15 protein-coding genes are annotated in these 26,956 nt (G+C 69.9%); 6 read left to right on the top strand and 9 right to left on the bottom strand.

What is annotated here, in order from left to right; translation table 11 throughout:
* A partial coding sequence (locus ABT367_RS16180) for a thiamine pyrophosphate-dependent enzyme (protein ID WP_352253732.1) occupies nucleotides 1-633 on the top strand: 633 nt, incomplete at its 5' end.
* A gap of 148 nt (nucleotides 634-781) precedes the next feature.
* Complete coding sequence (locus tag ABT367_RS16185) at nucleotides 782-1,348, top strand: hypothetical protein (RefSeq protein ID WP_352253733.1); 567 nt, start codon at nucleotides 782-784, stop codon at nucleotides 1,346-1,348.
* 60 nt (nucleotides 1,349-1,408) lie between these two features.
* On the opposite strand, the gene ABT367_RS16190 is transcribed toward ABT367_RS16185, so the two are convergent.
* Nucleotides 1,409-2,677, bottom strand: coding sequence for a PLP-dependent aminotransferase family protein (locus ABT367_RS16190; protein ID WP_352253734.1), 1,269 nt, complete (start codon nucleotides 2,675-2,677; stop codon nucleotides 1,409-1,411).
* 477 nt (nucleotides 2,678-3,154) lie between these two features.
* On the opposite strand from ABT367_RS16190, the gene ABT367_RS16195 reads away from it, so the two are divergent.
* Entirely contained in the window at nucleotides 3,155-3,907 is a 753-nt protein-coding gene (locus tag ABT367_RS16195; protein ID WP_352253735.1) for a MarR family transcriptional regulator, read from the top strand.
* A 131-nt stretch (nucleotides 3,908-4,038) separates the two neighbouring features.
* Here the strand turns inward: ABT367_RS16195 and ABT367_RS16200 are convergent, their stop codons facing one another.
* The 5 genes from ABT367_RS16200 to ABT367_RS16220 all read right to left on the bottom strand — a co-directional run bounded on the left by ABT367_RS16200 (nucleotide 4,039) and on the right by ABT367_RS16220 (nucleotide 8,844).
* The gene (locus tag ABT367_RS16200) at nucleotides 4,039-4,167 is read right to left on the bottom strand and encodes a hypothetical protein (protein ID WP_352253736.1); all 129 of its coding nucleotides are present in this window, start codon (nucleotides 4,165-4,167) and stop codon (nucleotides 4,039-4,041) included.
* A 120-nt stretch (nucleotides 4,168-4,287) separates the two neighbouring features.
* Nucleotides 4,288-5,292: an EamA family transporter gene (locus tag ABT367_RS16205; RefSeq protein ID WP_352253737.1), complete on the bottom strand. Its 1,005-nt coding sequence runs from the start codon at nucleotides 5,290-5,292 to the stop codon at nucleotides 4,288-4,290.
* 12 nt (nucleotides 5,293-5,304) lie between these two features.
* Nucleotides 5,305-6,696 (bottom strand): hypothetical protein, encoded by a 1,392-nt coding sequence (locus ABT367_RS16210; RefSeq protein ID WP_352253738.1) that lies wholly within the window; start codon nucleotides 6,694-6,696, stop codon nucleotides 5,305-5,307.
* 3 nt (nucleotides 6,697-6,699) lie between these two features.
* Nucleotides 6,700-7,674 (bottom strand): hypothetical protein, encoded by a 975-nt coding sequence (locus ABT367_RS16215; RefSeq protein ID WP_352253739.1) that lies wholly within the window; start codon nucleotides 7,672-7,674, stop codon nucleotides 6,700-6,702.
* Between the two features lie 120 nt (nucleotides 7,675-7,794).
* Nucleotides 7,795-8,844, bottom strand: a complete 1,050-nt coding sequence (locus ABT367_RS16220; protein ID WP_352253740.1) for a zinc-dependent alcohol dehydrogenase — start codon at nucleotides 8,842-8,844, stop codon at nucleotides 7,795-7,797.
* A 760-nt stretch (nucleotides 8,845-9,604) separates the two neighbouring features.
* Here ABT367_RS16220 and ABT367_RS16225 point away from each other — a divergent pair.
* The 3 genes from ABT367_RS16225 to ABT367_RS16235 all read left to right on the top strand — a co-directional run bounded on the left by ABT367_RS16225 (nucleotide 9,605) and on the right by ABT367_RS16235 (nucleotide 24,538).
* Nucleotides 9,605-17,317, top strand: a complete 7,713-nt coding sequence (locus ABT367_RS16225) for an amino acid adenylation domain-containing protein (RefSeq protein ID WP_352253741.1) — start codon at nucleotides 9,605-9,607, stop codon at nucleotides 17,315-17,317.
* A gap of 3 nt (nucleotides 17,318-17,320) precedes the next feature.
* The gene (locus tag ABT367_RS16230) at nucleotides 17,321-21,184 is read left to right on the top strand and encodes a non-ribosomal peptide synthetase (RefSeq protein ID WP_352253742.1); all 3,864 of its coding nucleotides are present in this window, start codon (nucleotides 17,321-17,323) and stop codon (nucleotides 21,182-21,184) included.
* Between the two features lie 387 nt (nucleotides 21,185-21,571).
* Nucleotides 21,572-24,538, top strand: a complete 2,967-nt coding sequence (locus ABT367_RS16235; RefSeq protein WP_352253743.1) for a type I polyketide synthase — start codon at nucleotides 21,572-21,574, stop codon at nucleotides 24,536-24,538.
* A 40-nt stretch (nucleotides 24,539-24,578) separates the two neighbouring features.
* Here ABT367_RS16235 and ABT367_RS16240 read toward each other — a convergent pair whose 3' ends face one another.
* From ABT367_RS16240 to ABT367_RS16250, 3 genes are read right to left on the bottom strand one after another with little or no spacing between them, the layout of a single operon-like run.
* On the bottom strand, nucleotides 24,579-25,061 hold the full coding sequence (locus ABT367_RS16240; RefSeq protein WP_352253744.1) for a VOC family protein: 483 nt from the start codon (nucleotides 25,059-25,061) through the stop codon (nucleotides 24,579-24,581).
* A gap of 43 nt (nucleotides 25,062-25,104) precedes the next feature.
* Entirely contained in the window at nucleotides 25,105-26,079 is a 975-nt protein-coding gene (locus tag ABT367_RS16245) for an SAM-dependent methyltransferase (RefSeq protein WP_352253745.1), read from the bottom strand.
* A 19-nt stretch (nucleotides 26,080-26,098) separates the two neighbouring features.
* On the bottom strand, nucleotides 26,099-26,896 hold the full coding sequence (locus tag ABT367_RS16250; RefSeq protein ID WP_352253746.1) for a LamG-like jellyroll fold domain-containing protein: 798 nt from the start codon (nucleotides 26,894-26,896) through the stop codon (nucleotides 26,099-26,101).
* Nucleotides 26,897-26,956: the final 60 nt, after the last annotated feature.

Genomic DNA, 26,956 nt, shown 5'->3' on the forward strand with positions numbered 1-26,956 from the left:
AAGGGCCAGTACTCGCCCACCTCCGAAGTCGGCAAGATCACCAAGTCCACGCCGATGGGCTCACTCGACGCGCCCTTCAACCCGGTGTCCCTCGCGATCGGCGCCGAAGCCAGCTTTGTGGCGCGCACGGTCGACTCCGACCGCAAGCACCTCACCGAGGTGCTGCGCCAGGCGGCCGCCCACCCCGGCACCGCACTGGTGGAGATCTACCAGAACTGCAACATCTTCAACGACGGCGCCTTCGAAGTGTTGAAGGACAAACAGCAGGCCGAGGAAGCCGTGATCCGCCTGGAACACGGACAGCCGATCCGCTTCGGCGTCGACGGTGCCAAGGGTGTCGTTCGGGACTCGCTGACCGGTGACCTGAAGGTCGTCGAGGTCACCGAGGCCAACCAGTCGCAGATCCTGGTGCACGACGCGCACTCCGCGTCCCCCACCACCGCGTTCGCGCTCTCGCGGCTGGCCGACCCGGACACCCTGCACCACACCCCGATCGGCGTCTTCCGCTCAACCGACCGCCCCGTCTACGACACCCTCATGTCCGACCAACTCGACACCGCCATCGAGCAGTACGGCAAGGGCGACCTTGCCGTACTGCTCACGGGAAAGGACTCCTGGACCGTCGCCGGCTGACGGCCGAGAAGCCCCTCTGCCGGTACGGATGCCCTCGGCGGCTGACCCATGGGACGTGCGCCCAGGGGTACGCGATGACTGTCGCGCCGCAACGTCGCAGGGGCGGCGGCCGCACTGGGGTGGTGGACGACGCGTGACGCCGGAGTCGATGACCGACAAGCGTGCCGAGCACTTGGACGAAGCGATGCTGCGGCGTCGGCTCGCCGTGCGCTGCGCGCTGTTCCTTGCGGCCGCCGGCCTGCTCGGCTTGGGAATCGGCTGGGTGGCGAACATCGGGGAGCGGCTGGCCACCGGTGTCTGCGCCTCGGCGCTCCTGATCGCCGTGACGGCCGTGCCGGGCCGGGTGACCCTGCACCGAGACCGCGCGCGGGCCGGCCGCCACGGCCTCTCCCTCAGCCGGTATGCCTATCTGGGCGAGCAGATTCGCAGAGGGCGCCCGCCCACGGACGCGGCCCTGCGTCCCGCCGTACTGGAGGTCGCGGAGCGCCAGTCCCTCGCGGTGGAGCAGGCGTCGTCCAAGCCGGTCCAGGCGTTGCGTGTCTCCGCGATCGTGCTGGTGACCTGGCCCACCGTCGATCGGATACTCCGTCAGGAATATGGCCTCGGCGCCCTGTACCTGTGCATGATCCTGTCCACGGTCTGGGCCGAAGTGAGTGTGCGCCGCAGGCGAAGGCGCCTCGGTACGGTGCGCAGGAAGCTGGACGAGCACGTGTGACACGCCCGCGCGCCAGCCCTCATGGCGCCCCCGCTGCTGCGGCCCCGTCGATGGGATGAGTCAGAGAGCGGACCGCAGCACCGCGGCGACCCGTCGCACACCCTCGTGGATACGTTCCGGGGTCGGGTAGCAGAACGAGAGCCGCATCTGGCGGCCACCCGACCCGTCCGTGAAGAAGCCGCTCCCGGACGCGTACGCCACCTGTGCGTCCAACGCCCGAGGGAGCAGCGCCTTGGTGTCCACGCCCTCCGGCACCGTCACCCACACGAAGAAGCCGCCGTCCGGCTCGGTCCATGTGCAGCCGGGCGGCAGGTACTCCGCCAGGGCGGCCAGCATCGCGTCGCGGCGCCGGCGGTAGTTCTCCCGGAACACATCGATCTGGCCCTGCCAGTCGTGCGAGGACAGATAACGGGAGACGATCAGCTGGTTCAGCGTGGGCGGACACAGAATGGCCGACTCCATGGCCAGCGTCAGCTTCTCCCGTATCGCGGCGGGCGACAGGACCCAGCCGACCCGTAGACCTGGGGCGAACGTCTTCGAGAACGACCCCAGGTAGACGACATTGTCCTGGTCGAGAGAGCGCAGAGCCGGATAGGTCTGGCCGTCGAAGCCGAGCAGACCGTAGGGGTTGTCCTCGACGACGAGCACGCCGTACTCCCGGCAGATCTCCACGATGTCGGCCCGCCGTTCGACGGCGAGCGTCACTCCGGACGGATTGTGGAAGTTCGGGATCGTGTACAGGAATTTGACACGGCGCCCGGCCGCCCGCGCTTGCCGGAGCGTCGTCCGCAGGCTCTCCGGCACCAAGCCGTGCTCATCCATCGCCACGTGCACGACCTGCGCCTGGTACGCGGCAAAGCACCCCAAGGCGCCGACATACGAAGGCCCTTCGGCCACCACCACGTCGCCCGGATCGCAGAAGAGCCGGGTGACCAGGTCGAGACCCATCTGCGAGCCGACGCTCACGACGACGTCGTCCGGGTGAGCAGTGATGCCCTCGAGCTTCATCACGTCGCAGATCTGGCCGCGCAGCTGCGGCAGCCCGTGCGCCGACGTGTACTGCAGCGCGCTCAGTCCGTCCTGCGCGACGAGCCGAGCGGCCTCGGCGGCCAGCGCATCGAGCGGCAGTCCGGTGAGGTCCGGCAGGCCGCCGGCCAGTGACACCACCTCCGGTCTGCTGACGACCGTGAACAGCGAGCGGATTTCAGAACTCGTCAGACCCGCGGCGCGTACGGCGTACCAGTCCAGATAGGGATCCCATCCCGGTGGTGCGGGAGAGACCGGGGGACGGAGGTCGAGAGTGGGGGAACCGGTCACCGCGATGGGCACGAGTACTCCTTCAGTCGCTTCGGTCGCTGGAGGCAGACGGCGTGAAGCGCCGCAGCCCATGGCGCAGCAGAAGTAGCCGATGCCGCGAGCGGCGCCGCACGAGCTGCACGATCGGGGCGTGGGACATGGCTCTCCAGCACGTTGCAGGCCGGGTCTTGGCAGAGGGTCGGGAACGCCGGTGTACGAGCCACGATGGCCGACGGCGAACGAGAAATGCTCGAGATGTGACGGAGCGCCGACGGACCGGAGGTTTCGCTGACACGAAGGTGAACCCAATCCTGCGTCCCCGGGACCACCGCGTTTCATCCAGCGGAAAACTTGCGTTGCGTTCCTACCCGGTGCCGATTGAATTCGGCCAACTCTGCGTTCTGTACCCGGAGTTGAGTGAGGGTATCGATCTCTTCTGTTGCAATGAGATTGCGCGGCAGTTAGGTTACAGGGCGCCTAGAACCCCACAGTCCGCCAAAGGAGTCCGTGATGCCGGGAGGCAGGCTGACCGGGCAGGAACGCGAGCAGATCGCGCAGGGGCTGGCGGACGGCATCGCCTTCGCCGAGATCGGCCGCCGCCTCGGCCGCCCCACCTCGACCGTCACCCGTGAGGTCATGCGCAATGGCGGCGCGGCCGCCTACCGCGCAGACGTCGCCCACTGGGCCACCGAGCAGCGGGCCCGCCGTCGAAGGCAGGCCGACGCGAGGGATGCGACGAAGGCGGCGCCGCTGCCGCACGGGCGCGATGCCGGCGCGGTGCGCGCGTACGAGGAGGTGTTCGCCACTGTCTTCATGGCGTCGGGCCTGCCCAGGATGACGGCCCGCGTGCTCGTCTGTCTTTACACCTCGGATGAGGGCGGCCTCAGTGCGGCCGAACTCGTCAGGCGTCTCGGGGTCGGCCGGTCGTCCGTCTCCAGGGCGATCGCGTTCCTGGAGAGCCAGGGGCTCGTCCGACGTGAGCGCGGTGAGCGCCGCCGCGAGCGCTACACCGTCGACAACGACGTCATGTTCCAGTCCACGGTGGCCGGGGCCCACTCCACCGCCCGCTTGGCCGAGACCGCGCGTCAGGGAGTGGCCGTCTTCGGGCCCGGCACCCCGGCTGCCGCTCGTCTGGAGAACGTCGCCCGCTTCGTCGACTTCATCTCCGAAAGCATCATCCGCGCCGCGGAACAGGGCCGTGAACTCCTCCACATGCCCGAGCCCAAGGCCACCTCTTCGGCACGCAGGAAGAACGAACCCTGATCATCCACGGTGAGCGAGCGGAATCGAATTCATCGAATCCGGCAGAGAAAAGATTCGGGGGCGGCCCGAAAGCCGCCCCCGAATACCTCGTTTCAGGTCCTCATGCGTTTCGGACCTTCTCGATGGCTGTTTCAGGCCTTCTTGAGGACCTCAGCGGCCAGCGGAAGCTCGAGCTCGGCGAGTTCCGCGACCTCGGTCTCGGCGGCGTCGTCGAGCAGAGCTTCATCAGCGGCGGCGTTGAGCTTGTCATTGAGGGGCATGAGATTTCTCCGTTTCCTGGAAAGCATCGGGGTGCGTTTCTCAGTGGGCTGCGGCCAGTGAACGGCAGCGCCGGATCCCGGGTCAAGGCGAAAGGAAAGAACAGCCGCTCCAGCGGATTCTCAGCACTGCGATCGACTCATTCGCTGTTTTGTCCTGCGGACGGGACATGCCCTTTCCTCTTCCGGCCCGGCGTCCCCGACTTCCGCCTGCCGTGGCCCGCATGGAGCGGCGCTCGACTTCCGCTCGACTCCTGCCCCCGGGCCACTCGTCCCCGGCGGCGGCGCCTCACGAGGCGTGCTCAGAACCGTACCGATGCCGGCGAAGGTGACCAGGACGACTCCCAGCGCCTGCGGCCAGGAGGGCTGTTGGGACAACACCACGGAGCCGACGACGACACCGACAGCAGGCTCAAGACTCATCAGAGTGCCGAAGACGGCCGTGGGCAGATCCCGCAAAGCGACCATCTCGGCGGCATACGGCAGGATCGGCAGCAGCAGCGCCGCCAGGCCCGACAGCGCGAACGAGGGCATGTCCATCTGCCCGGCCACACGGGCGACATCGGCGAACGGCAGCGTCACCACCGACGCCGCCGCCATGGAGACGGCCAGCCCCCCGAGGCCCGTGAACTGATCGCCCACCCGTTTGGTCAGCACGATGTAGCCGGCCCAGCCCGCGGCCGCGCCGAGCGCGAATCCGACCCCCGCCAGGTCGACGGCGCCGCTCCAGGGCCGTGTCAGGGCGAGCACTCCGACCGCGGCGGCGAGGGGCCACAGCGCGTCGACCCGGCGCCGCAGCCCGGCCACTGCCACCCCCAGTGGGCCAAGGAACTCCAGCGCCGTGGCGGTGCCCAGCGGGATACGGACCACCGCCTCGAAGTAGAGCAGGGTGAGCAGTCCACTGACCGCGCCGAGCAGCAGCGCGGTGCCCAGCTCACGCCGGTCACGGCCGCGGATGCGGGGCCGGGCGATCAGCCACAGCACCGCCGCCGCCCAGGTCAGCCGCAGCCAGGCGGTGCCGGGCACACCGAATCGGTCGAAGAGCCAGCTGGAGGTACCGGCACCGGTCTGCACACTGATCATGGCCACCACGGCGAGCGCGCTGCCTCGCAGGCGGGGGACGGGCATGGACATCGCCGTTCACGCCCCGACGACGAGGCCGGCGACCGGGGGCGCCACAGCACCGGAGGCGTCGGCTTCGGTCCCCGGATGCCCCACGGTGCAGGACCCGGCCCCCGGATGCCCCACGGTGCAGGACCCGGCCCCCGGATGCCCCACGGTGGAGGACCCGGTCCCCGGATGTTCCGCAGCGCACGGCCCGCCCGACCAGTGCCCCTCCGCGAGCGAGAGGAGCCACCGCCCCGTCCCGGCGTCCCGGTCCACGCCCAGGAGGTCCGCGTCACGCTGCACCCGCTCTGGCGCGCGGACCGCCTGCAGAGCGAGGTAGAGCTGCGCCCGGTCGGCATCCACGACGGGCAGTGCGGGCAGTCGGCCGGCGGCGAAGTCGAACCAGCCGGCGTCCCCGTTCTCCAGCGCGTCACCGAGCAGCTTCCCGGCATCCTTGGCGCGCAGCCGCGCCCCACCCCGCTCGCACGCCAGGCGCACCAGCGCACGGTCACCGGCCGCCACCCCCACCGTGTAGGCGCCGCTGGCCTCCCGGGCCAGCAAAGCCGTGTCCACACAGTGCTCATAGGCGAAGCGGACGGCGGACGCACAGCCCGAGGCGATCAGCCGGCGCCACATCACGGTGTCCAGGACCTCCCGGTCGGCGTCCGCGAACACCTGGAACAGGGCGGGCAGTTCGGCCAGCCGGTCCTCGGCGGCCAGCCGCTGGAACACCTCGGCGAAGCCCTCGACACGGGGCGGTGGACGCAGGCACTCCAAGGCCCTGGCAAGCTCGGGCAGGGTGCCGTCGACGACGGCTTCCTCGACGGCGCGCCGGACCTCCTCCTCGTCGAGGCGGACCTCGACGTCCGTGAGCGTGGCCAGCTTGCGCAGCGCCCCGTACCGGCCGCTCGCCAGGAGGGTGCGCATTCCGGTGGCGACGGCGTCCGGCCTGAACCGGACGGGTACGCGCGTGAGTTGACGCACATAGTCGACGGCGCCGAGCCGTCCGGCCGCCACCAGCACGTCGTACGCCCGCAGGGCCGTCGCCTCGTCGAGTTCCGGACGTACACCGGTCGCCGCGATGATCTGTTCGATGCCTCCGGCGTTTCCGCGGCGGGCGAGACGCGTGCAGGCACGGCCGATGAGGTCGGCTCCGGGCCGCCGAGCGGGCGGCAGATGCTTGGCGAGGAAACAGAAGTCGTCCACCACGGCACGTTCCAGGGCCCGCTCGGCGGCCCGCGCCACCACGTCCTGCGGCAGTGAGGACATCACGGGGACGTGCTTGTGGAGCTGCTCCAGGACGTAGATCTCGTCCTGGTCCACAAGCCGGCGCGCCTGCGCCGTGACGAACTCCGCCGGCAGTCGGCCGAGTGCGCCGGGGGCGTCCTCGCTCAGGTGCTTGAGGAGATTGCGGTACGCGCGCATGGCCTAGCCCGCCAGCGCCAGCGGCCGGTTCATGAACGGCAGCAGGTGCGCGACATCCTGATCGCGGTTGAAGCGCACCATCGCCATGCGGAGCTCGGGATCGTATCCCTCGCGGCCGCGGAAGTCGGTGCTCTCGTCGGCGAGTTCCTCGCTCCAGAGCCCCGTGTAGACGGGCAGGCCCATGCCGTGCCCGGCGAGCACCACCTCGAAGATCGACTGAATGGTCGGCGGGGTCCAGTCGCCCGGCTGGGTCGTCTGCTGCAGGTAGGAACCTTCGGCGATGTAGGTGGGCGTGAGGTAGATCGTCAGCTCGGTGCCGTACCGGTCGCAGATTTCCTTCAGATATTCCATCGTGGCGACGGCCTCGCGTACCCCGTGCTCGTCGGACATCCGCGGCGCCGGCTTGATGAGGACGTAACTGGTGAGCTTGACACCCAGGGAGCCGAGGAGCGCGACCCGGTCCTCCATGATCCGGCGCGAGATCTTCTTCTTGAGCACCGTCTGCCGGATGAAGTCGTCCTGCGTCTCGAAGCCGACCGTCACATCCAGCCGGGGCGCGTGGGTGGTCTTGGCGATGTGCTCCAGGTAGTCGCGCTTGACGTACTCGGGGCGTGTCTCGATGGACAGGATCTCGAGGTTCTCCATCTCCCTTGCGCGGTGCAGCAGATGGTCCACGGACTCGCGGTGGAAGCGGCGCGGGTCGAGTGCGGATCCCTCGTTGCCGAAGGACAGCTGACGGAACCGGCCGAGCTGGTCCGCCTTCTCGGTGAACACATGGTCGATCTGCCGGTTGATCTGCTCGGCAGTCACCTCGAACGTCGCCGAGCGGGTCGGCAGGGCGCAGTAGGTGCACTGGAACTGGCACTTGGTCGTGTAGAAGGACAGCACGAGGTCGCGCCGGGTGAGGAAGGTGCGGGTGCCGATGTAGAGCGGCAGGTTCGGGTCGTGGTTCTCGGGACCGTCGAGGTTTTCGGACATGGGTGGCCCACCTTTCGAGCTGCGGGGAAGTGATGAGGGAGGCGAAGCGAGGGGGACGAGAGGCTCGGCGAATGGCCTTCAAGTCCGCGTCAGGGCATGGGCTTTCCTGCTTCGGCCCCGTCAGGGCCACGGATGCAGGACGACCTTTCCGCACTCCTTGGTGAGCTGGGTCTTCCACGCCTGCTCGATGTCGTCGAGCGGGAACGTGTGCGTGATGAACCGGTCGATGAGCGCGCCGCTGCGGGCGATCACGTCGAGCATTCCGGGAGCGTGCTGCAGATACAGATCGAGGCTGCCGTGGAGGGTGACGCCCTTTTGGATCAGGTCCCGGTCCACGTGGATCTCCAGCTCACCCGACTCCCCGAGGAACGTGACCTGTCCGCCGCGGCCCACCGCGTCGAGCCCGAACCGCTGGTAGGCGGCCTGCGCGGAACAGTCGATGACGCGGTCGACTCCTCTGCCGCCGGCGAACTCCCGTACGGCGTTCAGGGCGTCGGGCGCGGTGATGTCCACGACCAGGTCCGCGCCCAAGTCCCCTGCCAGCTCCCGCCGGTAGGGGCTGCGACCGGCGCAGATCATCCGCGCACCCCGGGCCCGGCCGTTGATCACGGCGCCGAGGCCCACCTGGCCGAGCCCGGTGACCAGGACCGTCTGCCCCTCGGCGACCTCCATGTTGTCCATCGCCGTGTAGGTCGCACCCATCCCGCAACAGGCCATCGCCGCATGCTCGTACGACATCCCGTCGGGGATCGGGACCAGCAGGTGCTCCCGCTTGATCATGTACTGGGCGAAGCCGCACTCTCCCGACGTGCCGCCGCTCACGGCCAAGGGGTTCTCGGTGTCCTCGCAGTGGGCGTAGCGCCCCGATGCGCACAGCGCGCAGCGCCCGCACGGATACCCGCTGAGTACGACCACCCTGTCCCCGGGCCGGAAGGCACTGCCGGCCCCGGCATCGACCACCTCGCCGGCCGCCTCGTGCCCAAGGGAGTCCCAGCGGTTGCGGTCACGGAAGTCCCAGTGCTCGTACGCCAGATGTTCGTTGCACATGGGTGCGGCGAGCACCTTCACCAGGACGTAGTCCTCCGCGATCAGCGGCAGCGGCTTCTCGATGATCCGGCTGGCACCGGGCCCGTCCAATGCGGCGACTTTCATGAGGGCCTCTGCGGCCATGATCGCTCCAGGAGGTCGAGGAAGGAGGCCTTCCTGCTTGGCAACTTCTTGCCTGAAGGTTGGCAATCCGTACTCGAAGCGGAATATCGAGAGGCTCGACCGGCGGTGGAAGCGCAGGTGGGAGTGGCCAACTCTTGCCGGAGGCGAGGTCTGGCCTTGCCAGGTCGACGCTTGAACGCGCTGCCGGATGAGGTGAGTTGCCAAGCTCACGTTCCGGGCCGCCTCGCTGGGGGCAACGTCATCGCGTGCCGGACAGCAGCTGTGGCAGGTGTGGCTGAAAAGCCCTCATGGAGCGCCCATGAGAAGAGCGGCCCCGCGGCCCTGTCCGACGATGGCCAACCTTCCAACTTCGCACGGAAAGTCAGGCCAGGGCCAGAGCATCTCGCCGACGGGACGGTGCGGGAGAACGCAGGGCAGAGCGGACGAACTGCCGCCCTTGTAGCGCCCGAATCGCCGGCCCTACGGTTCCGCCACCGACGCCGGGCGTCCTGCCGACCGGACAGGCGTCGGACTGCGAAGGTGCCGCGGTCCCCACACCCGGCCTGTGTCCTCCAAAGCCGCCTCGAGACGCGCGAGGACGGTGTGCATCGGCCTGGCCCGAAGGGCAGACCGGTCGAACGCCCAAGACACCCACCGGGGAGCGAGCGCTGTGACGGGATCGGATTTCGAGAGCGCGGTATCAGTGCGGGATCAGGACCCTGTCGAGTCGGGCGCCACGACCGAGGCGGCTGCCCGGGACGGGAGGACCGGGGCGATCCCGTTGTCCTTCGCTCAGCGCCGGCTGTGGTTCCTGGACCGCCTGGAGGGGCCGTCGGCGACGTACAACATTCCGTTCGCGCTGCGTCTCGAGGGGCCGCTGGACACAGAGGCGTTGGCCGCGGCGGTGGGGGATGTCGTCACCCGGCACGAGAGCCTGCGCACGCTGTTGGTGGAGAGCCGGGACGGAACGCCTGAGCAGCGGGTGGTGCCGGCGTCCGAGGCGAACGTCCCTTTCAGCGTGGTGGACATTACGCCGGACGCTGTCAACGCGTCGGCGAGTGAGTCCGCAGCGTGGGTGTTCGAACTCGACAAAGAGCTGCCGATCCGGACCACGGTGCTCCGGCTCTCCCCGCAGGAGCATGTGGTGGTGTTCGTGTTCCACCACACGGCGGCCGACGGTGCGTCGATGGCACCGTTCCTCACCGACCTGATCACCGCATACGACGCTCGGCGTCAGGGTGATGCCCCCGATTACGTGCCGTTGGCGGTCCAGTACAAGGACTACTCGGTGTGGCAGCGCGACATGCTCGGCGACGAGGACGACCCGGACAGTGTCGCCGCCGAACAACTCGGCTACTGGCGTGGGGAGTTGGCCGGGGCTCCGCAACCGTTGCAGTTGCCGCTGGACCGGCCGCGACCCACGTCGTCCACCCGTCGCGGCGGGTATGTCGACTTGGAGCTCGCACCGGAACTCGTCGCCGGTATCGGCAAGCTCGCCACGGGGCACGGTGCGACGGCGCCGATGGTCGCGCAGGCTGTGCTCGCGGTCCTCCTGCACCATCTCGGTGCGGGCAACGATCTGACGATCGGCAGTCCGATCGAGGGGCGTGCCGATGAGCAGTTGGAGGAGCTTGTCGGGTTCTTCGCCAATACGTGGGTGCTGCGGGTCGATCTGTCGAGGAACCCGACGTTCGACGAGCTGCTGGACCAGGTGCGGGAGCGGGCGCTGGGCGCGTACGACAACCAGGACGTGCCCTTCGAGCACCTGGTGGAGTTGCTCAGCCCGGATCGGACGACGGCGTACAACCCGTTGTTCCAGGTGATGTTGGCGTGGCAGTTCGGCTGGTCGCCGATCGAGCTGTCGGGGTTGACGGTCACGCCGCTGCCGTTGGGCACGGACACGGCGAAGTTCGATCTGTTCTTCAACATCGTGCCCGATCCTTCCGGGCGCGCCTACGGCCGCCTGGAGTACGCCACGGAGCTGTTCGACCACTGCACGGCCGAGACGCTCGTCGACCGCTTCGTACGCGTGCTGGCTCAGGTGGTCGCCGATCCGGGTAAGCGGATCGGCAGCGTGGACGTGCTCAGCGACGAGGAGCGAAGCCGGCTTGCGCTGCTCAACGACACGGACGTGTCGTTCAAGGCGGCGACCGTGCCCGAGCTGGTGTCGGCGCAGGCGGCCCGCGCACCCGAGGCGGCAGCCGTCATCTGCGGGCAGACCGCTTTGTCATATGGGGAGTTGGAGGCGCACGCCGGTCGTCTCGCGGTGGTGTTGCGCGAGCATGGGGTCGGTCCGGACACCCTGGTCGCGGTGGCCCTGCCCCGCACAGCGGATCTCCCGGTCGCCTTGCTCGGCGTCCTCAAGGCGGGCGTCGCCTATCTGCCGGTCGACCCCGGCCACCCTTCCGCGCGCCTGGAGTTGCTGCTGAACACGGCGCGCCCCGCACTCCTGCTCACCGACGAGGCGACACGGGCGGCCCTGCCGCACTACGAGGTGCCCGTCCTGCACCTGAGCGACGCGGTCCTCGACGGCCCGCCCGCCGAGGTCTCCGAAAGTCCTGCGCGACCGGACCACCTGGCCTACGTGATGTTCACGTCCGGGTCGACCGGGACGCCGAAGGGCGTTGCCCTCACTCACGCCGGCATCGTGAACGGTGTCAAAGATCTGGCCACGCGCACCGGAGTGGTGGCGGGGTCGCGGATGCTCGCGGGGACGTCGGTGAACTTCGACGTGTCCGTCTTCGAAATGTTCACCGCCCTGACCTCCGGCGCGAGTGTCGAGATCGTGCGTGACGTCCTCGAACTCGCCGAGCGCCCGGGCTGGTCGGGTTCCACGATCAGTGCCGTTCCGACGGTGTTCACCGCACTCCTCGACCAGCTTGCCGGTCAAGGCCGTCAACTCGACGTGGATACGGTGGTGTTCGCGGGGGAGGCGCTGTCGTCGGACCTGGTCCGGCGGGTGCACAAGGAGCTGCCCGGCACTCGCGTCATGAACGCCTACGGGCAGACCGAGAGCTTCTACGCCTCCACCTTCACCGCCCCGGGGGAGTGGACCGGCAGCGGAGCGGTACCAGTGGGGTCACCGCTGGCGAACATGCGGGCCTATGTCCTCGGCCCCGAGCTCGCGCCAGTGCCGCCGGGTGTGGTGGGCGAGTTGTACGTGGGCGGTCCGGTGGCCCGCGGCTATTACGGCAACAGCGCGGCGACGGCGGAGCGCTTCGTGGCCTGTCCCCACGGTGAGCCGGGCGCGCGGATGTACCGCACCGGCGACCTCGCGCGCTGGAACGCCGACGGGCAGCTCGTCTACGAAGGCCGCGCCGACCACCAGGTCAAGGTCAACGGCATCCGGATCGAGCCGACCGAGATCGAGGCCGTGCTCGCCCAGCATCCGTCGGTCCGGCAGTCGGTGGTGACGGTAAGGACGGATCCCACCGGCCGCAGCTGCCTGGTGGGCTACGCGGTCTTGGCGGATGTCGCCACCCAAGTCCTCGTCTCGGATCTGCGCCGGTTCGTGGCGAAGCGTGTGCCGGACTACATGGTGCCCGCCCAGCTGATCACTCTGGACCGGCTGCCGCTTACGGCGAACGGCAAGCTGGACCGTGCCGCTCTTCCGGTGCCGGAGTTCACTGGGGGTGAGTACCGTGCGCCGCGCAACGACACGGAGCGGATCCTTGCCGAGGTGTATGCGGACGTGCTGGGTGCCGGTGAGATCGGTATCGAGGACGACTTCTTCACCAGCGGCGGCGACAGCATCCGCTCCATCCAGGTGGTGGCCCGCGCCAAGAGCCGCGGTGTCACTGTCACCACCCGCGAGATCTTCGAGCAGCGCACGGTTCTCCGTCTCGCCGAACTCGTCGCCGAGCGTTCCGACGAGGAACGAGTGGTCCTTGCCGAGCTGCCGGGTGGCGGAACGGGCTGGGCGCCGCTGCCGCCGACGGCCGCGCACGTTCTTCAACTGGGCGGCGGGATCGGCCGGTTCTGCATGTCCGCGCTGCTCACCCTGCCCGCAGGCATTGACCGGCCCACCCTCATCGCCACCCTGCAGAGCGTCCTCGACCGTCACGACGGGCTGCGCGCCACCCTGGACCGGGGCAACCCAGGCCTGCGTATGCAGCCGCGGGGCACGGTCGAGGCCGACAGACTGCTTCGCGACGTGCCGTATGCGGCCGATGAGGTGCAGGGGGAGCTGGATGCTGCGGCCGACCGGCTGGACCCCGATGCCGGGGTGATGGCCCAGTTCGTACGGTTCACCAGTGCCGGAGATGATCAGTCGGACCGGTTGTTGATCGTGCTGCACCACCTGGTCGTCGACGGTGTGTCCTGGCGCATCCTGCTGCCGGACCTGGTCGACGCCTGGAAACAGGCCGTCAGCGGCACCGAGACAGACGAGCCCGCCCTCACCGGAACGTCGCTGCGCCGCTGGCTGCACGCGCTGGCCGAGCAGGCCGGCTCCGAGCAGCGCATCGCGGAACTTCCGGTGTGGCAGGAGATCCTCGCGGGCGATCAACCCTCTTTGGGCTCAAGGGAGTTGGACCCGGCCCGAGATGTCACCGCCACTGTGGACACGGTTCGCATTCAGATCCCTGCCGAGGTGACCGGCGCGCTGCTGAACAAGGTGCCGACCGTCTTCCGTACCGGGGCCGACGACGGCCTGCTCGCCGGTCTCGCTCTCGCGCTGGCCCGCTGGCGCGCCGACCACGGCACCGACGCCGCCTCCACGCTGGTCCGCCTGGAAGGCCACGGTCGCGAAGAACACCTGATCCCCGGCGCGGACCTGTCCTCCACCATCGGCTGGTTCACCGCCATGTATCCCGTGCGCCTGGACGTCACCGGCATCGACCTCACAGACGCCTTCGCCGGCGGCCCGGCCGCAGGCAAAGCGCTGAAGACGGTCAAGGAACAGCTGCGCACTGTCCCCGACAACGGTCTCGGTTACGGCCTACTGCGCCACCTCAACGATTCGACAGGCTCGCAGCTGGCCGGCCTGACCTCCCCCCAGATCGGCTTCAACTATCTCGGCAAGGCTTCCGCCGCCGACCTGCCCGAGGAGCTGCGGAACCTGGGCTGGGCGCCGGACACCACCCACCAGGACCTGATCGCCGCGGCCGACGCCGACATGCCGGTCCTTTCCGCCCTGGAGATCAACGCGGTCGCCACCGACACCGGCGCGGGGGAGGAACTGACCGCCTACTTCGGCTTCCCCACCGGCGTCCTCACCCGTCAAGAGGTCACCGAACTCGCCGAGTTGTGGGTCCAGGCACTCACCGCCCTCGCCCGCCATGCCACTCGCCCCGACGCCGGCGGCCTCACCCCAAGCGACGCCCCGCTCGTCACCGTCACCCAGGCCGAGATCGACAGCTGGGAGGAGCGCCACGGCGCACTGAGTGAGATCTGGCCGACCACCCCGGTCCAGGCCGGGATGCTGTTCCACACGAAGTTCGCCGGTGCGGACTTCGACGCTTACCACGTCCAGCTGGCGTTCGAGATGTCCGGCGACATCGACGCCGACCGGATGGGCCGTGCCGCACAGGCACTTCTGGAACGCCACACCGTCCTGCGCGCGGCTTTCGCCGGCCGCGCCGACGGCGATGTCGTCCAGGTGATCCCGGACTCGGTGACCCTGCCCTGGCAGTACCTCGACCTGACGCAGCTCGACGAGCCGCAGCGCACCGAGCGGTTCGAAAGCTTCCTGAAGGGCGACCGGAAGACATACTTCGACACCGAACAGCCGCCGCTGATCCGCATGGCGCTGATCCGTCTCGAACCCGGCCGCGCGCATCTCGTCCTGACCGCTCACCATGTACTGATCGACGGCTGGTCCACGCCCCTGCTCATGCAGGACCTGCTGCTGCTCTACACCTCCGACGGCGACCCCACCGGTCTGCCCGCCCCTCGCGACTTCGGCGAGTTCCTGGCCTGGCGCGCCCGGCAGGACGAGAGCGAGACCGCACGGGCCTGGGCGCAGGAGCTCGAAGGGGTTGAGGAACCGACCCTGATCGCTCCGGGCAGCGCGGAAGGCAGGCAGAGCGCCGGTCAGCTGGACGTACCGCTGACACCCGACGACGCGCGTGAACTGGTGGCTGTCGCGGCGGAGTTGGGCATCACCGTCAACACGCTCGTCCAGGGCGCCTGGGGGCTCCTGCTCGGGCGGCTCACCGGCCGCCAGGACGTGGTCTTCGGTGCGACCGTCTCCGGCCGCCCGCCCGCCGTCGCGGACGTCGAGTCGATGGTCGGGATGTTCATCAACACCCTGCCCGTACGGGTGAGTTATGCGCCGGGCGACACTCTCCACGAGCTCCTCGGCCGGCTGCAGAAGCGGCAGGCCGCGCTGCTCGACCACCACCACCAAGGGCTTTCGCAGATCCAGCAGGCGGTGGGACTGCCGTCGCTGTTCGACACCCTGGTCGTCTTCGAGTCCTACCCGGTCGACGAGGAGGGACTCGGCGCCGCCGGCGACGGCATCACCTTCACGGGGCTGCGTGCGTCCACGGGCACCAACTATCCGCTGGCCCTGATGGCGGCCGTCGAACCGCACTTGAAGCTGATCCTCCAGTACGCCCCCGAAGTCTTCGATCCGGACACGGCCCACGTCCTCGCGGACCGCCTCGCACGCGTCCTGCGGCACCTCGCAGGACCGGGGGACGTGACGGCCGCACAACTCGACGTACTGGAACCGGCCGAACGTGCCCAACTGCTCACCGAGTTCGACGACATAGCTGCAGTGACAGACGGCACCACGGTCCACGCCCTCGTCGAGGCCACGGCAGCGCGCACCCCGGATGCCACCGCCGTGGTCGCCGGCGACACCACGCTCACGTACGCAGAACTGAACACCCGTGCAAGCGCCTTGGCGCGCACACTGGCTGGCCAGGGAGTAGGGACGGAGTCGTTGGTCGCCGTCTCCCTGCCCCGGTCGGCGGACCTGGTGATCGCGCTGCTCGCGGTACTCAAGGCAGGCGCGGCATATCTGCCGGTCGACCCGAAGTACCCCAGCCACCGTCTGGAGGCCATCCTCGACGAGGCGCGGCCCCACCTCGTCCTGACCGACGCCGCGACGGCCGAGGTCCTGCCGCGGCACGCCGCACCGGACTTCCACCTGGACGCACAGGACCTGACCGGTGGCGAGGGAGAACATCATCTGCCGGTCCACGCGCAGCAGTTGGCCTACGTGATGTACACCTCCGGCTCCACCGGCAAGCCCAAGGGCGTCGCCATCACCCATGCCACCGTCGTCAACGGCGTACTGCGGCTCGCGGAACGCGTCGGCATGGCGCCGGGCCGGCGGATGCTCGCCGGCACCTCGGTCAACTTCGACGTCTCCGTGTTCGAGATCTTCACCACCCTCGCCGCCGGCGGAGTCGTCGACATCGTCCGCGACGTCCTGGTCCTGGGCGAGCGCAAGGACGGCTGGAACGGCAGCGTGATCTCCACCGTCCCGTCCGCCTTCGACGAACTGATCGACGCCATCCGCGACCGCACCCACGTGGACACGGTCGTCTTCGCCGGAGAGGCACTGCCGCCCGCACTTGTCCAGCGGACCCGCCAGGCCTTCCCTGATGTGCGGATCCTGAACGCCTACGGCCAGAGCGAATCGTTCTACGCCACCACTTGCACCGTCCCCGCCGACACGGCCCCCCTGTCCGGCAACGTGCCGGTCGGCATTCCACTCGGTGGCATGCGCACCTACCTCTTGGGACCCGACCTGGCCCTGGTTCCACCAGGGGTGACAGGAGAGCTGTACGTCGGCGGCCGCGTCGCCCGCGGCTACTTCCGCCGCGGCGCACTGACCGCCGAGCGCTTCGTCCCCGACCCCTACGGACCGCCCGGCTCCCGCATGTACCGCACCGGCGACCTCGCCCGCAGGCAGGATGACGGACAGCTGGAATACCTGGGCCGCACCGACACACAGATCAAGATCCGTGGCTTCCGCGTCGAACCCGGCGAGGTCGAGGCGGCACTGACCGCGCACCCGCACGTCGCCCAGGCAGCCGTCATCACCCGCCCCGGACGCGGCCGCACCACCGGGAAGCAGCTGCTCGCCTACGTCGTACCGCACGGCACCCTGGACACGCGCGATCTGCACGAGTTCACGGCACAACGGCTGCCGGACTACATGGTCCCGTCCGCCTTCACGGCTCTCGACCGGCTGCCGCTCACTCCGAACGGCAAGCTGGACCAGGCCGCACTGCCCGAGCCGGAGTACACCGACACCGCGTACCGGGCGCCGCGCACATCCCGCGAAGAGACCTTCGCCGCGCTGTTCGCCGAGGTGCTCGGCGTGGAGAAGGTCGGCATCGACGACGGCTTCTTCGCACTCGGCGGCCACTCCCTGCTCGCGGTCCGGCTCAGCCACCGCGCGCTCGCCGAGACGGGCACGGAGATCCCCGTCAGCAAGATCTTCGACCTTCCGACGGTCGCCGCGCTCGCCGCGTGGTCGGAGCAGTCCGCTCCGCGCCGTCGCCCCAGCCTGCTCGAGATGTTCGCCAAGGAGTAAGCCATGACCCCGCTGTCGTTCGTGCAACGCCGCACCTGGTTCCTGCACCACCTGGAAGGTGCGGAGAACTGGAACATGTCAGCGGCATTCCGGCTGACCGGCGCCCTGGACGAGGACGCCCTCGTCGCCGCGATACGTGACGTGGCCGACCGGCACGAGATCCTGCGGACCACGTATCCGTCGGACCCGTCCGGCATGCCCTACGGGCAGATCCTGCCGATGACTTCGGACCTCGTACCGGTGGCGGTGAGCGAGGTGACGCCCGAGGGCGAGGCCGAGGCGATCGCGAAGGCCGTCTCGCACCGCTTCGACCTGGCGGCCGAGATCCCGCTGCGGGCCACCCTGCTGCGCCTGTCACCGCGGCAGCACGTCCTGGTCCTGGTCGTGCACCACATCGCCACCGACGGGAGCTCCGGCGCCCCGCTGGCGCGCGACCTCGCCGCGGCCTACACCGCACGCCGCGAGGGCCGGGCCCCCGACTGGCAGCCGCTGCCCGTGCAGTACAAGGAGTACACCCTGTGGCAGCGCGAGGTACTCGGTGATGTCGAGGACCCGCACAGCATCGCCGCGGAACAACTCGCCTACTGGCAGGCCGAGCTGGACGGCGTACCGCAGCCCCTGGGTCTTCCGCTGGATCGGCCGCGGACCGCGGAGGCGCGCACCGACGGCGACACGGTCGCCTTCACCGTGAGCGCGCGGATTGCCGCCGAGCTCCAGCAGGTGGCCGCCGCACGCAACACGAGCATGGCGATGCTCGTCCAGGCGGCCGTGGCGGTGCTCCTCGGCAGACTCGGCGGCGGCGACGATGTGCCCATCGGCACCCCGATCGCGGGACGCGGCGACGAGGCGCTGAACGACCTGATCGGCTGCTTCGTCAACAACCTGGTCCTGCGCGTGGACCTGAGCGGTAACCCCACGTTCACCGACGTACTCGCGCAGGTCCGCAGGAAGGCGCTCGCCGCCTTCGACCACCAGGACCTGCCCTTCGAGCTGCTCGTGGAGCAGCTCAACCCGGAGCGTTCCGCCTTCTACCGTCCGCTGTTCCAGGTCATGTGCGGCTGGCAGAGCTACGAGAAGCCCGAGCTTCATCTGCCGGGCCTCGAGGCGGAGTTCCAGCAGGCCCTCACCAACACCACGCAGGTCGACCTGTTCTTCAGCATGGCCCTGGACAACTCCGGCACGCTGCACGGCGACATCCAGTACGCGACCGGGCTGTTCGACCGCGACACCGTCGAGGCCATGGCCGCCCGTCTCGCGCGCATCCTCGAACAGCTGGCCGCCACCCCCGACCTGCGTGTCGGCGACCTCGACCTGCTGGTCCCGGGGGAGCGCGAGCGCGTACTCGGCGACGTCAACGACACGGCCGAACCCTCCCTGGACGGCGGCTTCGTGTCCGCCCTGCGGCGCCAGGCGGACCTGCGGCCCGACGACCTCGCCGTCATCGCGCCTCAGTCCACGCTCACCTACCGGGAACTCGACACCCGCTCCAACCAACTGGCGCACTGGCTGATCGGCCAAGGGGTGCGCGCCGAGTCCCTCGTCGCCGTCTGTCTGCCACGCACCGCCGACCTGATCGTGGCGCTCCTGGCCGTACTCAAGTCCGGCGGAGCGTATGTCCCGCTCGACCCGGACCACCCCGAGTCCCGTATCGGCTTCGTCCTCGAGCAGGCGAAGCCGGCCCTGGTGCTCGACGCCGCCACGCTGGCCGGCGCGGACTGGAAGGCCTGCGAGCACACTCCACCGCACAGCGCCGCAGGGCCCCGGAACACGCAGTACGTGATCTACACCTCGGGCTCGACGGGCACACCGAAGGGCGTGGCGGTCCCGCGCGGAGCGCTCGACAACTTCATCGCCTCCGTGCAGCGCCGCTTCCCGCTGGCGCCCGGCGAACGGATGCTGTTCAGCACCACGGTGGCGTTCGACATGGCCAACACCGAGCTGTTCCTGCCGTTCGTCTGCGGCGCGACCATGGTGATGGTGGCCAAGGAGACGGTCACCGACCCGGCCGCCGTCCTGGCAGCCGTACGCGACCACCGGATCACCGCCGTACAGGCCGCGCCCGCGTTCTGGCAGATGCTGCTGATCCACGACCCGAACGCGGCGCGCGGGCTGCGCATCATCGTCGGTGCGGAGGCCGTACCGGTCCGGCTCGCCTCGACCCTGGCCGACCAGGCCGCTGAGGTGGGCAACTGGTACGGCCCCACCGAGACGACGACCTGGTCGACCATGGCACCCGTCGAGTCGGGCGCCGCACCGGTCATCGGTGTGCCCATCGGCAACACCCAGGTGTACGTGCTCGACGCGACGCTGCGTCCCGTCCCGCGCGGAGTGCAGGGCGAGCTGTACATCGCCGGCGACGGCGTGGCCCGCGGATACCAGGGCCGCCCCGACCTCACCGCGGAGCGCTTCGTGGCCTGCCCCTTCGGACCGGCCGGCAGCCGCATGTACCGCACCGGGGACCTGGTGCGATGGGACAGGGACGGGCGCCTCGAGTACCTCGCGCGCACGGACTTCCAGGTCAAGGTGCGCGGCTTCCGTATCGAACTCGGCGAGATCGAGCACGCTCTGGACAGCCACCCGGAGGTCGCGCAGGCCGCGGTCGTCGTGCGCGAGGTCCGGGACGTCCAGGACGGTGACAAACGCCTGATCGGCTACGTGGTCCCGGCGCGCACGGCCCACGCGGGCCAGTCCGGTGCGCACGGCGACACCGGCGCACCCGTCGTCCTCGACGACGAACCGACGCGCCTGCTGCTGAGTGCACTCGTCCCGTACCTGCGCGCACGGCTGCCCGAATACATGGTGCCGCCGATGTTGCTGGCCCTGTCGCACCTCCCGCTGAACCCCAACGGAAAACTCGACCGCAAGGCGCTGCCCACCGAAGCGGCGGGTGCCGGCGCCACCGGGGCGCCGCGCAATGCCCACGAGGAGCAACTGTGCGCCCTGTTCGCCGAGTTGCTCGGCCATGACGAGGTCGGCATCGACGACAGCTTCTTCACCCTGGGCGGGCACTCCTTGCTGGCCACCCGGCTCAGCCGGCGTATCCGCACCCAGTTCGGCATCGAGATGCCGCTGCGGACCATCATCAAGTTCCCCACGGTGGCCGAGCTGGCCGCCCTGCTGCTCACCGGCACCATCCCGGAAGAGCTGGCGGACCCGTTCTCGGTCGTGCTGCCGCTGAACAACGATCCCGGTACGGGCACGCGCCCCCTGTGGTTCTTCCACGGCGGCGGCGGCCTCGGCTGGGCCTACTTCAGCTTCGTGCACCACGTCAAGGACCGCCCGGCGTACGCCCTGCAGTCCCGGGGTTCCAACGGCACCGACCCGCTGGCCGGCTCCGTACAGGAGATGGTGGAGGACTACGCCGACCAGATCCTGAAGATCCAGCCGGACGGGCCGTTCGACCTGATCGGCTGGTCCTACGGCGGCACCGTCGTCCAGGCCGTCGCCCACGAACTCGACCTGCGCGGCCACGAGGTCCACCTCGTGGCCATCCTGGACTCCCAGCCCGGCGGGCACGGATTCACCGAGATCCACACCGGCAAGACGCAGGCGGACTACCGGGGCGAACTCGAGCACTACTTCGGCCAGTACATCGGCACCGACAACCAGGAGCACTTCCTGGACGTCATGTCCAAGGTCCTGGCCAACAACATGACCCGCATGATGGCGTTCGAATCGCCGGTCTACCGGGGCGACGTCGTCTTCTTCAACGCGACACAGCAGAACGAGACGTACGCCCACCTGTGGAAGCCGTACGTCCAGGGCAAGTTCGAGGTGCACGACGTACGCGCCGTCCACCACGAGATGCACATGCCCGCACCAGTGGCCGAGGTCTTCGCGGTGATCAACCAGAAGCTGCGTACCTGACACCGGCAGGCGCGGCAGAGAGATGGCCGACCGATCCGTCAACTCCCGCTTCGACCAGGGGAGTTGACGGAGCCCGTCCGGCGCGACGCGCACGGCGAAAGGGGCGGACGCCCCACCCCGAGACCCGACCTCAGCCGCCCGCCCACCGCTCTGCCGAAGCCCCTCAGCTACTGGCCCTGTTGGGGAACCCGCGGCTGGAGAACCGCTTGTCGCATGGCAGAGTCGGAGCGGAGGGCCCGTTATCGCGGGCAGCGGGAACAGTATGGTCACGTGCAGCGGAGGCCATGGCGCGCGGGCCACGGACACGGCCCATGCGCTCACGGCGGGCGGGAGCGGGCGCGAGCGGACCTGTGGACGTACGGCCATCCACGCGCAGTGAGGATTTCCATGAGTCGTGACCCTTCGTTCGATATCGCGGTCACCGGTGTGGCCGCCAGGTTTCCCGGGCCCGCCGATCTGGGCGAGTGGTGGGAGGCCGTCCTTGACGGTCAGGTGTTCACCACGATGTTGACCCGCGACGCCTTGATCGCAGCGGGACTTGAACCGTCCGTGGTCGACGACCCCCGCTACGTGCCGGTCCGCGGGTTGCTGCCGGATGCCGACCGGTTCGACCACGAGTTCTTCGGGATGAGTCGCCGAGAGGCGCAGTTGACGGACCCTCAGCAGCGACTCGCCCTGGAGGTCGCCTGGCAGGCCCTGGAGGACTCCGGGGTGAACCCGTACGGCGACGTCCGGCGCACGGCCGTGTTCGCCTCCTGCACCGGCAGCGGCTATCTGCGGGCGATCCTCGGGCGCGGTCCGGTGGATCCGGCCATGCTGGACGATCTCATCCACGGCTCCGAACCGGACTTCATGGCGAGCCGTATCTCGTACAAGCTCGGTCTGACGGGACCGGCGCTCGCCGTGCAGACCGCCTGCTCCTCATCCCTTGTGGGCGTGCACCTGGCGGTGCAGAGCCTGCTGAACGGAGACTGCGACCAGGCACTCGTGGTGGCCACCGGCATGGGGTTCCCCCAGGGCGGTCATCTGGCGCTGCACGGAGGGGTGTTGTCGCCCAGTGGGAACTGCCGGCCGTTCTGCGGTACCGCTGATGGAGTCGTCGCCGGATCGGGGGCTGCCTGTGTCGTGCTGCGCAGGGCGGAGGACGCCGTCCTCGACGGGGTCGTCCCGCACGGGGTGATTCTCGGGTCCGCGTTCAACAACGACGGGTCGGCGAAAGCCGGTTACTACGCGCCTTCGGTCAGGGGCCAGCAGGAAGTCATCCGCAGCGCGCTGGCCGCCGCCCAGGTCGGTGCGGAGAGCATCGGCTATCTGGAGACCCACGGCACGGGGACGCCCATCGGTGACCCCATCGAGTGGGAGGCGGCTTCCAGCGTCCTGAGCGACGGGGGCACCCGCCGACAGCAGACAGCCGTCGGGGCGGTGAAGGCGAACGTGGGCCATCTCGACGCCTGTGCGGGGCTCGCGGCTCTCGTCAAGGCATTGCTGGTGCTCAAGACGGGCGAGATACCACCGGTCGCGGGCTTCCAGAAGCTCAACCCGCTCCTCGAATCCTCCTGTTCGCCGCTCTACGTGCCCACCGAACGCACACCATGGCAGGGGCCGGCGGGGCCGCGTCGTGCCGGCGTGAGCGCGTTCGGCATCGGGGGGACCAACGTCCACGTGGTGCTCGAGCAGCCGGCTGTAGCTGCGGCGCCGGACAGGACCGACGCCGGGCGCCCTCGCGTCCTGGCGCTGTCCGCGGGGGACGGGAGCGCCTTGCAGGCGCTCACCGAGGCGACGGCCCGTGCGCTGGAGGCGGCGGGCATGTCCGTCACCGATGCCGCATGCACCCTGGCCCGTGGCCGGGCTCCGCTGAAGCACCGCCGTGCCGTGGTCGCCACCGCTGCCGACACCGGTGCCCGCCTGCTGCGGGAGCGATCGGAGGGCGTGCATGGAATCGTGCCCACCGACGGGCCCGGACCGCTGCTGCTCCTCTTCCCCGGTCAGGGGACGCAGTCGCCGGGTATGGCCCTCCCGTACCAGGAGGCGCTTCCGGGGTTCCGCGAGGAGCTCGGCCGGTGTCTGGATCATCTCCCGGGACCGCTGCGCGCGAGGGTGCACACCGCGCTCGTCGATCCGTCCTTCGACGCGGGCGCACTGGACGAGACCGCGCTCGCCCAGCCTGCGCTCGTCTGCACACAGATCGCCGCCGCCGCGGCTCTCGGGGCGCTGGGTGTGCGTCCCGACGGGGTGGTGGGGCACAGCCTCGGCGAACTCGCGGCGGCGGTCGTCGCGGGGCTGCTCACCGCGCAAGAGGCGGTCGGCCTCGCGGTCGTACGTGGCCGCGCCATGCAGGCATGTCCTGCCGGGGCCATGCTGGCGCTCGGGTGTGATGTGGAGCGTGCGCACGAGTTGATCGCGGGGACCGGCGTCGATCTCGCCGCGGTCAACGCTCCCGCGGCCTGCGTGGTGGCGGGCTCCGTACCGGAGATCGAGCAGTTCGCGGCGGCCTTGCCCACTGGCCTGGTCCACCGCCGTCTGCGGACCACCCGTGCCTTTCACAGCCGCCTCGTCGATGCATGCCTGGGTGAGCTGGAGGACGAGGCGTCGGGGCTGGCACGACGGGCGGCCGTCCTGCCGTTCGCCAGTTCCGCGTTGGGACGGGTGCTGGGCGAGGGTGAGGAGCTGGATCCGTCCGTCTGGAGTGCGGGCGCCCGCTCGACGGTGCTGTTCCATGAGGCGTGGGTCGCGCTGGCCGAAGTCCTGCCGGGAGCCGGTGCACTTGAGGTCGGCCCCGGCCGTACGCTCACTCCGGCCGTGGCGGCCCACGAGGTGCCCTGCGCGACGCTCGGCGGCGCTCCGGGCGACACGGATCCTGTTCCGGTGCTGCGGGGCCTCGCCGACCTGTGGGCAGCTGGCAGACCGGTGGATCTGGCGGCACTCGCGGGGGACGGTGCCCCGGCCCGGCTTCCCGTCCACCCCTTCCGCGGACCTGTACACCGGGCACCGGAGTTGTCTGGTGTGGCTGCGGAGTGGAGCCGTGGACAGCCTGCACCCAGCTGTGGAGAGCCTGCGCCGGCATCCGTCGGGGCAGAGGGTGACCGGAGCGGTGCGGGGGACGAGGTGGCGGCCGTGCCGGCACCGGACGTGGAGCACCTTGTCGCCTCCGCCTGGCGGGTCTGCCTCGGGCTCGACGAGGTGGATGCGGACTCCGACTTCTTCGTGCTGGGCGGGGACTCCTTGCTGATCACGCGGCTGATCGGGCGGCTGGGCAACGAGTTGGGTATGCGCCTGCCCGTACGGGCCATGCTGGCCGCCCGCACCCTCGGGGGGCAGACAGAGGTGGTCAGGCAGGCGGTTCGGGCTGGTTGAGGCACCGTGCGGAGCACAAGCGGCCGGGCCGCGCTGTGTCTCAGACCCCGGTGGCAAGGGCGGAAGGATGGGGCAGTTCCTCGTAGAAGCCGCAGGCCGGAGCGGTTTGGGCGGGGGCCGGCTGTGGGGGTTGCTCCTCGGTGTAGAGCTCGAGGCGGATTCCGTCAGGGTCACGGAAGAAGAACTGCCCTCGGTCGCTGACCCGGGCCGGGCCATGCGGGTCTTCCCGCAGCTGTACGGCGGCCGCGCGCACACGGTCCTCCAGCGCCGAGAGCTCCGCCATGGAGGCCACCTCGAACGAAAGGTGGTGCAGGCCCGCGCGTGCGGGAGCGTACGGGGTACCGGCCTGCTGCCAGAGCGTCAGGAGGACCTGGCCGTCGAGCCCCAGGTGCGCCCAGGGCGGGGCTCCCGGCGGTGAGCGGCGTACCACTTCGAAGCCCAGGGCCGAGACGTAGAAGGAGACCGAGCGCGTCAGGTCCGTCACGTTCAGCCCGGCGCTGCCGGTCGTCAGGGGGGCGGGCATCGTCGTCTCCTGGTGATGTGAGGTCCGGTGCGCGAGGTGGCGTTCAGTGCTGGTCCTGGTTCTGATGTTGTTTGGCCAGGGCCCAGAGTCGGCGCAGCCGTTCGGGTGGGGCGTCGGTGAGGTCCTCGCCCAGGGCCTCGACGTAATCGAGGCGTCCGGTGAAGCGGCGGACCGCCGCGCGCAGGGCGGCGTCGGGGTCCGCCTTCAGCAGCCGGTGCACATGGACGGCGGCGAAGAGGATGTCCGCCGCCTCGGCTTCGGTGGGTTCCGCGCGTGCCTCCTGCACCTCCGCCTCGACGTCGGCGAACGCGGCGTCCAAGTCGCGCATGGTGTATCCCAGGCGGGCGCCGCGCTGCTGGGCCAGAAGGGCTTCCGCCAGGGCTGAAGTGGCGGGGGGCGCCGGCAGGTACAGCGAGGTGTACGCATCGACCCTGACGGTTTCGCCGGGCCGTCCCGGCGAAACCGTCAGGAGGTTCTCGTCCGGCAGGCCGACGTGGCGAGCCAGGACCGCCTCGCTCTGCGGCCTCGACCCGATGACGGCGTCGAGGCGGCCGGCCGGAAGGGCGGTCAGGTCCGTCAGGACCAGGGGTGCGGCAGTGGGCAGGTATGCGTCGGCGGTTTCGGCGGGGATCACCCGGACGCCGTGCAGGAAGGGGTCGATACCGAGGCGGGGCCACAGGGCGTCCAGGAAGGAGATGCCGGGAACGACCCGGACCGAGTCGGGGGCGGTGGCCAGCAGGCCGGCCACCACCGGCTCGAGGACGAGGGGCGAGCCGGGGACGGCGAGGACGACGGGGTGTCGGTGGGCCTCCTCGATGAGGTGCCGGGCGGCGGTTGACGGGTCGCCCTCCGGTTCAAGGGTTACGAGGGGGCGGTCACCCAGCAGGCGGCCCGCCGGATGCCACGACGCGGTGGTGTGGACGCGCCGTGCGGCGTCAGCCGCCTCCAGGGCGGCGGGGGTGATCATGCCCCGGGGGCCGGGGCCCAGGCCGATGACGGTGATACGTGGAGTGGGCATCGCGGGTCCCCAGGAAGGATCAGCCGGCCGTGGAGCCGAGGTCGTAGCGGTAGAGCTGCTGAGCCTCCTCCGCTGTCAGGACTCCTTGGTACAGGCGGACCGGACCGATGGATCCGTGCCACTGGTCGACGGGTTGGTTCCGCCAGTAGGCCCGGCCGATCTGGAGCGGGGCGTCGGCCTGCCAGAACGGCCAGTTGTCCACGAGGGTGGCGCTGCCGTGGTCGCCGGTGGCGGGCAGGTGGACGTGGGTGGTGAGGTTCTCCTTGTCGATCACGCCGACGAGGAAGACCCACCGGTCCAGCGCGGAGGAGCCGAGCACTTCCTTGGAGAACGCGTTCTCCCAGACATACGGCCACGGCGGGCCGGGCGGATCGCCGTCGACGGGTGCGGTCTCGAGACACCACATGACGGTGCCCGGGGTCTCTTCGTCCTGGGCCCTGACCCCGAGGTAGAACGGGGAGTGGGTGAGCGAGTCCGGCGTGGGCCCCGGCTGACTGACGGCGGTGAGGGCGAACCAGTCCGGCGGCAGGGCGAACTCTTCACCGAGCACCGCACTGTCCAGACGCAGCCATGCGGCGATGCTCAGGCTGTCGTCCGTACGCAGGGGAACGCTGTCGGTCTGGAGGTACTGGTCCGCGCCGTTGAGGGCGATGGCGCCGCCTGTTTCGGCGCGTGTCCAGGCCGGGTTGCCTATGAGGCGGAGGGTGTGCCCGTTGCCGGAGGAGTCCTTGGCGATGTCGCCCACGCCTTCGTCGAACTTCCACCAGGCGACGAGCCGGGCATCGGCCGGGGTGGGCTCTGCGGTGGTCTCGGTCATGCTGTCCTCCTTGTTCGGGTCCTGGCCGCCAAGCGGAGCGGCAGGTGGAGAGGTGGGTGG

Source organism: Streptomyces mesophilus (genome assembly GCF_040300965.1).
Classification (GTDB): domain Bacteria; phylum Actinomycetota; class Actinomycetes; order Streptomycetales; family Streptomycetaceae; genus Streptomyces; species Streptomyces mesophilus_A.

Coding starts and splice junctions, on each gene's coding strand:
- ABT367_RS16245 (WP_352253745.1), bottom strand. CDS start 26,079: ATGCCCACTCCACGTATCACCGTCATCGGCCTGGGCCCCGGCCCCCGG.
- ABT367_RS16210 (WP_352253738.1), bottom strand. CDS start 6,696: ATGCGCGCGTACCGCAATCTCCTCAAGCACCTGAGCGAGGACGCCCCC.
- ABT367_RS16200 (WP_352253736.1), bottom strand. CDS start 4,167: ATGCCCCTCAATGACAAGCTCAACGCCGCCGCTGATGAAGCTCTGCTC.
- ABT367_RS16250 (WP_352253746.1), bottom strand. CDS start 26,896: ATGACCGAGACCACCGCAGAGCCCACCCCGGCCGATGCCCGGCTCGTC.
- ABT367_RS16215 (WP_352253739.1), bottom strand. CDS start 7,674: ATGTCCGAAAACCTCGACGGTCCCGAGAACCACGACCCGAACCTGCCG.
- ABT367_RS16185 (WP_352253733.1), top strand. CDS start 782: ATGACCGACAAGCGTGCCGAGCACTTGGACGAAGCGATGCTGCGGCGT.
- ABT367_RS16205 (WP_352253737.1), bottom strand. CDS start 5,292: ATGCCCGTCCCCCGCCTGCGAGGCAGCGCGCTCGCCGTGGTGGCCATG.
- ABT367_RS16230 (WP_352253742.1), top strand. CDS start 17,321: ATGACCCCGCTGTCGTTCGTGCAACGCCGCACCTGGTTCCTGCACCAC.
- ABT367_RS16240 (WP_352253744.1), bottom strand. CDS start 25,061: ATGCCCGCCCCCCTGACGACCGGCAGCGCCGGGCTGAACGTGACGGAC.
- ABT367_RS16195 (WP_352253735.1), top strand. CDS start 3,155: ATGCCGGGAGGCAGGCTGACCGGGCAGGAACGCGAGCAGATCGCGCAG.
- ABT367_RS16220 (WP_352253740.1), bottom strand. CDS start 8,844: ATGGCCGCAGAGGCCCTCATGAAAGTCGCCGCATTGGACGGGCCCGGT.
- ABT367_RS16235 (WP_352253743.1), top strand. CDS start 21,572: ATGAGTCGTGACCCTTCGTTCGATATCGCGGTCACCGGTGTGGCCGCC.